General features: G+C 42.0%; 9 protein-coding genes. 4 read left to right on the top strand and 5 right to left on the bottom strand.

The features are described from left to right. Window positions 1–4 precede the first annotated feature (4 nt). Window positions 5–649, bottom strand: a complete 645-nt coding sequence (gene pdxH, locus HMPREF9444_RS02190; RefSeq protein WP_040909098.1) for a pyridoxamine 5'-phosphate oxidase — start codon at window positions 647–649, stop codon at window positions 5–7. 152 nt (window positions 650–801) lie between these two features. On the opposite strand from pdxH, the gene HMPREF9444_RS02185 reads away from it, so the two are divergent. Continuing rightward, the gene (locus HMPREF9444_RS02185; RefSeq protein WP_009142695.1) at window positions 802–2022 is read left to right on the top strand and encodes an acetate kinase; all 1221 of its coding nucleotides are present in this window, start codon (window positions 802–804) and stop codon (window positions 2020–2022) included. 91 nt (window positions 2023–2113) lie between these two features. Further along, window positions 2114–4027, top strand: coding sequence for an ABC transporter ATP-binding protein (locus HMPREF9444_RS02180; RefSeq protein ID WP_009142694.1), 1914 nt, complete (start codon window positions 2114–2116; stop codon window positions 4025–4027). Between the two features lie 76 nt (window positions 4028–4103). Here the strand turns inward: HMPREF9444_RS02180 and HMPREF9444_RS02175 are convergent, their stop codons facing one another. Both HMPREF9444_RS02175 and pepD read right to left on the bottom strand, forming a co-directional pair. Next, the gene (locus HMPREF9444_RS02175) at window positions 4104–6167 is read right to left on the bottom strand and encodes an alpha-amylase family glycosyl hydrolase (RefSeq protein WP_040909097.1); all 2064 of its coding nucleotides are present in this window, start codon (window positions 6165–6167) and stop codon (window positions 4104–4106) included. Between the two features lie 14 nt (window positions 6168–6181). Further along, window positions 6182–7636: a beta-Ala-His dipeptidase gene (gene pepD / locus HMPREF9444_RS02170; protein WP_009142692.1), complete on the bottom strand. Its 1455-nt coding sequence runs from the start codon at window positions 7634–7636 to the stop codon at window positions 6182–6184. A 193-nt stretch (window positions 7637–7829) separates the two neighbouring features. Here pepD and HMPREF9444_RS02165 point away from each other — a divergent pair, with 193 nt between their 5' ends. After that, the gene (locus HMPREF9444_RS02165; RefSeq protein ID WP_009142691.1) at window positions 7830–8189 is read left to right on the top strand and encodes a FluC/FEX family fluoride channel; all 360 of its coding nucleotides are present in this window, start codon (window positions 7830–7832) and stop codon (window positions 8187–8189) included. Beyond that, window positions 8190–8633, top strand: coding sequence for a fluoride efflux transporter FluC (locus HMPREF9444_RS10445; RefSeq protein WP_009142690.1), 444 nt, complete (start codon window positions 8190–8192; stop codon window positions 8631–8633). A gap of 104 nt (window positions 8634–8737) precedes the next feature. Here the strand turns inward: HMPREF9444_RS10445 and uspE are convergent, their stop codons facing one another. Then, a complete protein-coding gene (gene uspE / locus HMPREF9444_RS02155; protein ID WP_009142689.1) occupies window positions 8738–9658 on the bottom strand; it encodes a universal stress protein UspE in 921 nt (306 codons plus the stop codon). Window positions 9659–9774: 116 nt separating this feature from the next. Beyond that, on the bottom strand, window positions 9775–11361 hold the full coding sequence (gene murJ, locus HMPREF9444_RS02150; RefSeq protein ID WP_009142688.1) for a murein biosynthesis integral membrane protein MurJ: 1587 nt from the start codon (window positions 11359–11361) through the stop codon (window positions 9775–9777). Window positions 11362–12522: the final 1161 nt, after the last annotated feature.

The raw sequence follows: 12522 nt of genomic DNA, 5'->3' as shown, positions 1-12522 counted from the left end.
GCCGTTAAGGCGCTAAGCGAACCGGATCCTGCCAATTGCCGTCTGCATCTTTTTGATAAAAGAATCTGTCGTGCAGACGGTTTTCTCTTCCTTGCCAGAACTCAACGGTATCAAAGGTTACGCGATATCCTCCCCAGAAAGAAGGAAGAGGTATTTCTCCGTTTTTGAATTTTTCCTTAAGCTCCATAAATTTACTTTCTAATATGGAACGGGCGGAAATGTGGCTTGACTGATGGGAAGCCCATGCGCCTAATTGGCTGTCGCGCGGACGGGAGTGGAAATATTTTAAGACGTCGCTTATCGGCAGTTTTTCAGCCGTTCCGGTGAAAATTACCTGGCGCTCCAAAAAATACCAGGGAAAAAGAATCGAAACTTTAGGGTTGTCGGCAATGTCGTGTGCTTTCTTACTGCCCAAATTAGTGAAAAACACTAAGGAATTTTCATCATAATTTTTCAGCAGCACGATTCTTGAGTGCGGTTGCCCGTCTTTATTAACCGTAGACACTACCATTGCATTGGGATCGTATAGACCGGCGTCAATAGCGGCCTGAAGCCATTTTTCAAATAAAGTTATCGGTTTTTCCGTCAAATCTTCGCGGGACAGTCCCGACATCGTATAACTGCGGCGCAGCGGTGCAACGTTGATCATGTTCAAAATCCTGAAAAATAACTGCTGACTGATTAATATTTTGCTTATTTCAAATTTTATTAAATGTTAAAATGAGATGATAATCGTTTTTTGTCTCATTAGCGAGACTTTTACTATTTACTTAAATACAACATAAGAGTTTAGGACATATCATGGTTACTCCGGTTTCAAAAACTGTTTTAGTTATCAATTGCGGAAGTTCATCTGTTAAGTTTGCCATTATGGATCCGAACGACGGTCATGTCTATTTAAGCGGTATCGCCGAAGCCATGACTCTGCCTGAAGCCTTCATCTCTTGGCGCTTTGGCAAAGAGGATAAGCAGAAAGCCGATATTCCTAATGCTACTCACGGTGATGCTTTAAAATATCTCGTTGAAAACATTCTTGCTTCTCACCCTGAACTTTTGGGCTCTATAGTGGCATGCGGTCACCGTATCGTTCACGGCGGTGAGTTCTATAGCGAGCCTACTTTGGTTGACGATGAAGTAGTTGCCAACATTGAGAAGGTAATTCCGTTTGCCCCGCTGCACAATCCTGCTCACCTTTTAGGTATTAACGCTGCCCGCGAATCTTTCCCGAATATTCCGCATGTAGTAGTTTTCGATACCGCATTCCATCAGACTATGCCGCCGATTGCTTATCGTTTTGCCATCCCCGAGCAGTATTACACCGAATACGGAATTCGTCGTTACGGCGCTCACGGTACCAGCCATATGTACCTGTCTCAGCAGGCAGCTTTATATTTGAACAAGCCGCTTGAAGAAACTAATGTTATTACCTGCCATTTGGGCGGCGGTGCTTCTGTTGCCGCAGTTAAAGGCGGTAAGTGCGTAGACACTTCCATGGGCCTTACTCCGCTTGACGGTCTTGTAATGGGCACTCGCTGCGGTTCAATTGATCCTTCCGTAGTATTTTTCCTCTGCGACAGATTCAATATGTCCGTTGAGGAAGTTAAGGAAGTATTCAACAAGAAGTCAGGCCTTCTCGCTTTGTCCGGTATTTCCTCCGATATGCGTCCTATTTGTGAAGGTTACGAGAAGGGTGATCCTAAGTGCACTTTGGCTATGGATATGTTCTGCTATCGTTTGGCTAAGTTCATTTCTTCTTACTATGTCCCGCTCGGACATGTTGATGCAATCATCTTCTCAGGCGGTATCGGTGAGAATTGCTGGGAAGCACGTAAGATCACCTGCGCAATGCTTAAGGAGAGCCTCGGTATTGAGATTAATGAAGAGCTCAATGAGAAAGCTTTGGGCCGTTTAGGCTTTGAAGACGGTGAGCTCAGCACCCCGAACTCCAAGGTTAAGGTGTTTATGATCCCGACCAATGAAGAGCTTGTGATTGCCCGCAGCGCTATGAAGTTTGTAAAGTAATCAAAAGTTAAACAAAAAATGGTACTATATGTGTTTAGTACCGCAATAAAGCCCCTGCCTATGCGGGGGTTTTTAGTTTGGGAGTTTAACTTTGCATAAGAAAAAGCCTTCAGCAGAACAAAAACAGCAAAATAAAAAAGAAGACTCAAAATTTTACCCCATTATCTTAAGTCAGACCGAAGATCAGAAAACGACCAGCTTTATCCGCGGATATAAGCAATTTTGGCCGTTCTTAAAGCCGTATTGGTTTATGGCCGTATTGGGCATTCTACTCACGATTCCGGTCGGTGCTCTTGACGCAGTGATTGCGGCTTTTCTAAAACCCTTTATGGATAACGTTATGATTGAGCAGCAGAAGTCTTTTGCAGACTATGTGCCGCTTGTCATTATCGGTTTTACTTTGGTTCAAGGTACTTTTATTTATTTGTCCTCCATTGTTAACGGTTATGTCGGAGGAAAGATAAGTCTGTCGATACGTACCAAACTTTATAAAAAGCTTTTGACTTTTGAAACCAGATTTTTTGATGTAAATAATTCCGGATCCGTAATTTTTCGCTTTTTTAATGATGCCGATCAGGCGTCTGCCGGTCTTATCGCTAATATAAAACTGTTTTTGACTAAATTTTTCTCATCGGTTTCCTTAGTCTGTGTTTTGGTTTATAACTCGTGGCAGTTAACGCTGGTTGCTTTGGGCGTTTTGGTGTTTTTGATTCTGCCTTTGCGTATCGTTCGTAAACGTATCAAGAAAATTATTTCGCGTTCCGTTGTCGGCAATACCCAGCTTATTACTTTATATAATGAGACTACCCAAGGCAATCGCGTTATTAAAGCTTTCGGACTTTCCGATCTGATGTTCAGGCAGTTTAAGGCCAAAGCCGATTTTCTTTTTGATATTGGGATTAAGCTTGTTCGCGATACCAACTGGTTGTCGCCTGTCATGCATTTGGTGAGTTCTATAGGCGTAGCCGGAGTGTTGTATTTCGGCGTACAGCTGATTTTAAACGGTACCATTACTTCCGGCGCTTTCGTCTCTTTCCTTGCAGCCCTTATTATGCTGTATACCCCGATTAAGACTATCGGCAATAACTTTATCAGCGTACAGCAGGCTCTGCTGGCTCTTGATCGTATTTATGAGTTATTGGACGCAAAATCTTTTGAGGATGAGGCAAACGATAAAGACAAGCTGGTGCTTCCTACCATTAAGGACGGCATTGAATTTAAAGACGTTCATTTTTCCTATACCAAAGAGCGAGAGATTTTAAAGGGTATATCGTTTAAGGTAGCGATGGGAAAAAAGATTGCTTTAGTCGGAAACTCCGGCGGAGGCAAAACTACAGTATGCTCGCTTATTCCCAGGCTTTATGAAGTTGATTCCGGATCTGTTTTGATTGACGGACATGATGTGCGGGATTACACCTTGGATTCATTGCGCTCACAGATTGCCGTGGTATTTCAGGACAGTTTCCTGTTTCAAGGAACGATTCGGCACAATATTACTTGTGCCAAGCCCGATGCTACGGATGAAGAAATTCATGAAGCGCTTAAGAATTCATATTTAGACGAGTTTGTTAAAGGGTTGCCCAACGGTCTTGATACGGTGATAGGCGAGCGCGGAGTGTCATTATCAGGCGGACAGAAACAGCGCTTGTCCATCGCGCGTGCTTTAATCCGCAATGCTCCGCTCGTTATTCTGGATGAGGCAACTTCGGCTTTGGATAATAAATCAGAAAAGGTAGTGCAGAAAGCTCTTGATACCTTAATGAAAGGGCGTACTACCATCGTGATCGCTCATCGTCTCTCGACTATTCGCGATGCCGATACCATTCTGGTTATTAATGACGGTTTGGTCGTAGAGTCAGGGACTCACGATGAGCTTTTAGCCAAAAACGGGGTGTACGCAGGACTTTATATGTCGCAGTTTAAAAATAAAGAGCAGGAAGAGCGAGACGAGGCGGAACTTAAATCTTTGGAAGAGTCAATGAGGGCAGAAAAGGTTAAAGCTTAATTTAAGCACTTGAAAATTAAGGCACATAAGTGCCTTAATTTTTAATTATCTGATGTTAACTATTTAAGCATGAGGCCTAATCTTTTTTTTCATTATTGATAATAACGGTAGTACGTGCCGGCATGGTTATGGTCTTACCTGCAACCAGCTCTTTGATGAAGTTTTCGGAGAATTCCTCTGAGCTCTTCGTTAGTCCGAAACAAGAAACCGAAAGCTTTTCCTTTGACAATAAATCGTATAAAGCTTCAAGACCTTCTCCATGATCGGTACGGCGAATATTTCTTCCTGAAAGAGGAATTAACAAGCTTTCACCCGAGTCGGCATTATTGTCGGAATCTGCGGTATTGTCATCAGGCAGATACATGGCGGCAAGCAGCGGGAAAAGAATTGAGCCCTGCTCAATCTTCATTGCTTGGCGCGAAGCATTAACGAGAACGATGGAGAAGCGGTCGTTATAGAGACGGATGTATCCGAAATAGGCGCCTCCTGAGGTGATGAATACCAAAGATCCTAAGGTTAAAGCCGGGTTGCTGCGGCGGATGTCGCTTAAGTCTTTTACGGCTGTGCTGACGATTTTTGAGTACGGCGTAATTTTGTGATCGCGCATGGCAATATAAGGGAGCGGGGAGCTCGGTCCGATTTCGTATTGATCGAGAATATCACCAAGTTCGTCACCCTGGTATACGCAAGGGATGCCGCGCCAAGTGAAGAGAACGGCCAAAGCCGACAAATATAAGGATTTTTCTCCGCCTAAAATTTCAAAGAAGCGAGGCATTGTAGAGTTGTCAAGCTGATTTATAAGGCAAAGTTTTATTTCCTGGGCGACGCCTACGGAATAGTTTTCACAAGTTCTGCGAAAATCTTCACCGGTGTAAGGGATCGGATCTCCCGTTAAATTCATGCCGCCGAAGAATGCGCGGATAGGACTGATAAATCCGGTATAGTTAATTGCTCCGTCTAAGTTTTGGTCAGTATTTAAAACATAGCGGGCGTCAGAGCGGTAATCGCCTATCATAAGGCAATCAGGATGAACCGAGCGAGCTTCTTTGCAGATTTGGGCAAGACGCTTTAAATTGTTGCGGGAGGTTCCGTTGTCACCTATTTGTGAGGCGTGGGCGATAATAAGCCCGTCGGCGTCGTAAGCTCCTGAAATCCATTTTTTAACTACGCTGTTTGCTCCTTTGTACATCATATGTCTTATAGCGCGTGATGCGTAGTTTAATTTCGGACAATTCGGGTTGTCATTAAAATAGACAGCCTGATCGTTGGGGAGAAATGAATAATAGTCGCGGTACGGGGAGTCTTTATGGTGAAGAGCTCCTTTACCGGTACGCTCCATGCGGTCAAACCACGGATGATTGTCTCCGGTATGATTTAAAGTTGCGCTTAAAATAAGACGCATATCAAGATCTGAGGTTTTTTGGCGTAAGCGTTTTAAAGCGCCGTTGCCGCCAAAGTGCGGATCAATTACGTCATAATCCTCGGTATCAAGTTTTTTAGGTGACGGAGCCTTAAAAATCGGGCTAAGACAAATGCCGCTTATTCCCATGTCTTTTAGATAGGGAAGCATGTCGGCGGTGCCGTCAAGATCGCCGCCGCAATGAACTTCGTCAAGGTTTTTGTATTCAAAAACATTGGCATGAATGGGGGTGTCGGCAGCGTAGTGATCGGCATCAATAGTGAAATAGTCTTTAGAGCAGGCGAAGCGATCAGGGAAGATTTCGTATAAAACCAAATCTTTGACCCAGCTTGGGTGACTGGCGTTAAGCTCAAAAGCAAAGCAGTGATGTATAAGCGGACATTCGCGTGACATGCCTAAAGAACTGTACCAAACGACATCGGTAGTCTGCGAAGAAGAATTTAATAAAGAAATTTTAAAGCAGTACCATTGAAAATTATCACCCTCATCAACGGTGAGCTTTGCCGTAAAACGGTGAATTCCGGACTTGGATCCGATATAGAGCATTTCCACACGCTTGGGCTCATGCTGCGGGAAAGATACGAGTTTGCAGCTTAAGCGGCGCGGATTGGCTCCGCGAACGTATAAAACGACGGTTTTATGGTTAGTTCCCGGTGCCGTGCAAGTATGGAAACACTGGAACGGTAAATTGCTCCTTGGGGATGAGGTGTTCTGACGCATATAAATTTCCTTGCCTATAACTGACTTAATGTACGCTTTACGGCTTCGTATACGTTTTGGGTGCCCTGAATGGAAACGCGTTCAAAAGGCGAGTGCGGGCTGTTGATGGTCGCGCCTAAAGAGACCAGCTGTAAATCAGGTGCTTTGGCGGCAAACATCGCACACTCAAGACCTGCGTGCAGCGCAGTAACAATCATGTCTTTACCGGTTATTTCCTTATAATTCTTTTTAAGACAGGAAATTAAGCTGTTTTCGCTCGGGGATTCCCAACACGGATGACGATTGTCGATTTCAATTTCAAGATTATCGATTAAGCTGCAAAAAGCACTTAATTTAGCGATTATGTCATCAAGTCCGCTTTCTTTTAAGGAGCGGGGCATGAGGCATAAACATAAACCTGAATCATCAGATGAAACCAGACCTAAATTGACGGAGGTTTCAACTATTTCAGGGTTTATATCCCACGGACGGGTGGGGCCTAGAGGCAGTGCTCGTATGAGAGACAAGAATGTCTGGGTGTCGGTAAGACCGAATGCTTTAGCGCAGTCCGTTTCATTGACGCATAAGGTCATATCAGGATCGGTGCTTTTATAGAAATCCCGGTAAAAAGAGAAGCTTTCTTTTACGGCTTTAACAAAAGCGTCAACTCTGCCGCTTGGAACTTTTACGGTAACCTTTGCAGTTGACGGAATGGAGTTTCTGACATGCCCTGAAGTGAAATCAGCTAAGAATAAATCGCAGGTATCATCGGAAACATTAAGTAAAATTGCACTTAAAACTTCAGCGGCATTAGCTCGTCCTTTGTTGATGTCGGTACCGCTGTGTCCGCCTTTTAGACCGCTTAGACTTACTGTAAAGGCTTTAGTGTCTTCAATTTCGATGCGCTTTGAGGCGAATTTTAGATTTATATCGGCGGATCCTGCACATGAAACAAAAAGAAAATCATCATCTTCAGAATCAAGATTGATAAGATATTTTCCTTCCTGCAATACTTCAGGAGCTATCTGCAGGGCACCTTTCATAGTGGATTCTTCTTCGACCGTAAATACGGCAATAAGCGGACCGTGATTAAGCTCTTTATCTTCAAGAATTGCCAAGGCGGTACATGCCCCGATTCCGTCGTCTGCACCTAAAGTCGTTCCTTTGGCATAAACAAAACCGTCATCTTTAACTACCGGAATAATAGGATCTTTTAAAAAGTCATGCTTAATGCCGCTATCTGCAACCGGGACCATATCAATATGGGCTTGCAGAATAACCGTTTCTTTATTTTCATATCCTTTAGAGGCGGCTTTTTTGATAATTACATTGCCGCACTCTTCGATTTTACACTCAAGACCGTTTTTTTCGGCAAATTTGCATAAATACTCGGCAATTCTCTGCTCATGTCCTGAAGGATGGGGGATGGCGCAAAAATCCGCAAAATGTGACCAAATAGCTTTGGGTTCTAAATTTAAAATATCAGTCATGAACCTGAGATCCTTTTTAAGTGTAAAAATAAAGTATTAAGTAAGCGCTAAGTTAGTGGCTTTGTCAGTTTTTGTCTCGGTTAATTATACAAAAAGCCTGCAAAAAAAGCTGATTAAACTTTAAGTTGCGTGAGTTTGTCATGTTTTTGCGTACAATATATTAAAAGTATTTAGACAATGTGAAGAAAAAAATATGCCTACGTTAATTGCAGCAATTTTCGTTACCGGAGGCTTAGGAGCCTTAGCAAGACTTAGCTGTCAAATTCTCGGTAAAAAGATTACTCTTGATTTCCCGATTGGGACTGTTGCGGCTAATATTTTGGCGGCTTTTTGTATCGGTATCGTGATGCCGCTTGAAATGCCGTTTGAATTGAAAGCGGTTATCGCCTCGGGATTTATAGGATCTCTTGGTACTTTGTCGTCTATTTGTTCTGATATGTTTTTGCTTATAAAAGACAGGGAATTTTTAAGAGCGCTTTTGTATGTCGTTTGTACTGTTTGTCTCGGTTATTTAGCTTTTACTTTAGGTAAAACCTGCGGAGGTCTTTTTTAAATGGAATATCTTTTTAGAAAGCAGGTGGTTACCGTAAGACGCAAGATTAGAAAACTGGAGCATTCCGATTGGTTCTTAACATTTGTGGGTGGAGGAATCGGTGCGGCTTTACGCTTTTATCTTGAATCAATAAGTTTTAGCGTTGCCAATTTATCTCTTGCCAATATTTTAGGCTGTTTTTTCATGGGGATCCTTATCGGACTATCCGTGTTTAAGCTTATGGATAACAATTGGTATAAGCCATTGCTTCAGACCGGCTTTTTAGGCGGATTCACGTCATTTAGCGCATTAATGGCAATTGCCTCTTTTGGAGACGGCATCTTCTATTCAATAGGTTGGGCTTTTGCCCTAGTATTAAGCGGCTGCGGGCATTTTATCTGCGGTTTTATTCTGGTTTTTCTGTTTGTCCATTTTAAGCACGGTCAGAAGTTTTCTAAAAAATAATATTTGCCGCTACCTTTAATAGAGGATTAAAACCGGACTGTAGCTTTTTCTCATATTAAAAAAATTCCCCGGGTCACGGGGAATTATCCAAAGTTAAAATTTTCTTAGTCTTTATTTTCATCGATGGTCTTGTTGTTATACACAAACAAGTCGGCATCAATATAGTCCACGATTTCTTCACAGGTATTGCCGATAAAAGCGGCGGAAACGCCGGAACGTCCTGCCGATCCTATAAGGACGGCTTGAGGGGCAAGCACGCGGCACAGATTCGGAATTACGTCTTCAGGCAATCCTTCCTCGATATGGCACTGCTCAGGCGGAATATTATGCTGTTTGGCAAATTCAATAAGACGCCGCTGATGTTCTTTTAAGATGCTTTCAGCATACACTTCTGGAGCGTAGTTGGGCACTTCGAGCATAACGGTAGGTAAAAGAACCGGCGCAGAATTAATAAGATGAATTTTGCCTTTGGTAATGGTGGCGAGCATTTGAGCTTCACGCAGCAATTTAATATTGGTATTGCGTTTTTGTCCGGAGGTGAAATCAAGTGCTACGACGATATTGCCGCTTGCATCCCACGGATGTTCTTTAGCGATCACCACCGGTGTAGGGGAATTTCTCAAAAGATACCAGTCAATCGGGGTAAAGATGATTGAGTCTAAAACACCGTGGCGGTTAGCTCCTTTTATAAGCAAATCGTAGTTGCCGTTAATCATTTCATCGATGATGGCCTCACCCAGATCTTTGGCCCAAATTACTTTAGGAATGATATGGACATCAGGATTTGCGTATTTTTTGATTTCAGCTTCAAGAGCTTCAAGGTGTACTCTTTCCACTTCCTCTTTCGTGCTGTTTTCTTTTTTACGATTGAGAATATGGATGTCATAAGAAAAGTCGTAAATAAGCCTTAAAGCGGTAATGGTTGCATTAGGGTTATAACGGGCAAACTCAATTGCACGCTTTAAAGCCACCTGATAATCGCGTTTAGGTTCAATTACTGCTAATAAATTATTGTATTTTTTCATAGCACGCTCCTTAGCTTATCTCCTTTCTTATTGATAATCATAATGTTATGAAGGTATTTTTGCAGTGACTTTATTTAATAAGCGTGCGCCAGGTTAAGCTTTTTAGTGATAACTTTTTACATCTTTATATCGCGCGGTCTGATCCCCATGATTAAACACGACGAAATGAAAGTGGCGGCTCCTATTGTTACAAATAATGCAAGGTACAGTGCGGCTTCTAAAGTTGACATTGAAATCCATTCGTTAAAATCAGGAGCGAAGCGCCGTACAACGTAAGCCATAATTAGTGCGGCGATAAGAGCTTTGGCAATGAACTTTAACGAGAAGGAAGATAAAGTATAAATTTTTCTTTTGTATAAAAGGTATAAGAGCTGCCCAGCATTGACGTAAGCTGCAAGTGCGGTCGACAAAGCAAGACCTACGTAGCCTAAGGGCCAGACCAGGATTAAATTGAAGACGATATTGGCACCCATTGAAATTATGCCGCAGCGCACCGGAGTTTTGGTGTCTTGTAATGCGGCAAAACCCTGGACTAAAACGCGTACCAGCATGATGGCGCAAAGTCCTGATACAGAGGCTATTAAAGATGCGGCGGATAACAACACATGGTCGGAGGTAAAAGCTCCGCGCATAAAGAGTACGCGTAAAATCGGTTCACGCAGCGCAATAATACCCATCATTGACGGCAATCCCAGTAAAAGTACCAGGCGTACACCCCAATCCAAAGTTTTTTCGTAAGTACTATGATCTTTTTTGATGTCAACGCGTGACAATGCAGGAAGAATAACCGTGGAAATGGCTACGGCAAAAATTCCTATCGGAAATTCAAGCAGTCTGTCTGAGTAATAAAGATAAGAGATAGCTCCGGTGGCTAAAAACGAAGCAAGAACCGTATTTACCAGAAGGTTTAATTGACTTGCCGAAACTCCGAAAAGGGCAGGAAGCATCAATGTGCGGATAGTCTTGACTCCTTCGTGGCTCCATCCCCAGCGCGGCAGGCATAACAGTCCTGTTTTATAGACAAAAGGCAGGACAAAAATGAGTTGAAATACACCGCCTGCGGTCATTGCTGCGGCAAGAATTATGTTAGGGTCGGAAAAATGCGGAGCAATAAAGTATGCAGCAGCTATCAGTACCAGATTTAAAATGCACGGAGTTATGGCAGGTACGGCAAAACGGCCGAAAATATTTAAAATCGAGCAGCACAGTGCCGTGACGGTAATAAAGAATAGGTACGGAAAGGTAATGCGCAGCAGCTGCGAAGCTTCAATAAATTTACCGGCATCATTTTCTCCTTTATACCAGGCTTCAAACCATCCCCAGCCGAAAATTGCCGTAACTACAGGAGAAAGAACCATACCGATAATGGAAATTATCAAGACTATAAGTCCGAGTGTTCCTGCTGATTTTGCGGCAAGCTCCTTAAGTTCTGCTGAACTTTTATCTCGTTTGGTTTTAGTCATAACCGGAACGAAAGCCTGTGCAAAAGCTCCTTCGGCAAAAAGGCGCCTGAAGAAATTAGGAATACGGTTGGCAAAGAAATAAACATCGGCGCTAAGTCCTGCGCCTAATAGTCCGGCGATAGCGATATCGCGAAACATGCCTAAAATACGGGACATAAAGGTTGCGCCCGCAGTCACGGCTCCTGAGCGAAGAAGGCGCGGAGCCGGAAGATTCTTTTTATTTGATGCTGCTGTTTTCATGCGGCTATTTTAGCAAATAGGCAAAGCCGCTCTGTAAAAATATTCGTTTTGTTATCTTTTTCATTTGTGAAAGTTTTGCCAAAAGCAAGAGGAATAAAAAAATTTTTTCCACACCTGTGGGAAAACTTGTGGAATCTGTCAAAATCGGTGGGAAAACTGCATTAAATACAGATTTACGGGATGTGGGGAATTTTTGCATATTAAATCTTGACAGAATAAAAATCTTTTATTATCAATACGTTATATGTTAAATCCCTGTAAAACCCTGATCCTGCAAGGATTTGAGGCTACTGTGGGATTTTTTATAAAAATTAGTCCTGTGGGAAATTTCTTTAAAATCTGTGGGAAAACCTGTGGGAATTCTCTGTAAGGCGCATTCTTATCAGGATTATGCTGTGGGATAAATTTTTAAGCGCATTATAAAGGAGTTCCAATTTCACTTGTGAAAGTCAAGAAAAAACTTCAAAAAAAATTTAGAGCTGTGGGAAACTTGTCGGATCTTACTAATTTGTGGGGAAAATAATTTTTTCGTCTTGACAGATGATGAATATTCAATAAAAGAATAAAAATTATTCTAAATAATAGTGAAGATAGAGGTGTTTTTTAGTTTTTTATAGGCGTTTTACTAAAATTTTACTTTCATTTTTGAAATTTTTAACAAAGTCAAGGAATCATTTCTAAAAAAATCCCCAAGCCTGTGGGAAAACTTGTGGAATCTGTCAAAATCTGTGGGAAAAATGCATATATAAGCCAAGCTGTAGTTGTGGGAGAATTTATAATACGGGTGATTTTTATATAATTATTTTTATATTTATCAGTATGTTATGCGTAAAACCGCTTATGCTTGCGGATTTGCCGTAGGTTGTGGGGAATTCTGTTTCTGGTGGGAAACTTTAAAAAAGTTATATTAATAATAAATTTCTTGATTTAAACGGTTAATTATATTTAAATCCGCATTCTTATGCGGTTTGTTTGTATCTTAGGTAGGATAAGTTGCGTTATGCGGTAAAAATTTTATTTATGAAAGTCAAATCTTTTTATCAAAAAAAATTACGATTGTGGGAAAACTGTGGGAAATTTGTGGTTACTTTGTTGTTTGGGTTTTTGTCGGAAAATTTTTTTATTTAGTCAAAAAAGATCAGCGGCTAAAACCCCGTCCTT

Source organism: Succinatimonas hippei YIT 12066, from assembly GCF_000188195.1.
Taxonomy (GTDB): Bacteria; Pseudomonadota; Gammaproteobacteria; order Enterobacterales; family Succinivibrionaceae; genus Succinatimonas; species Succinatimonas hippei.
This window is presented reverse-complemented; position numbering and strand designations above follow the sequence as displayed.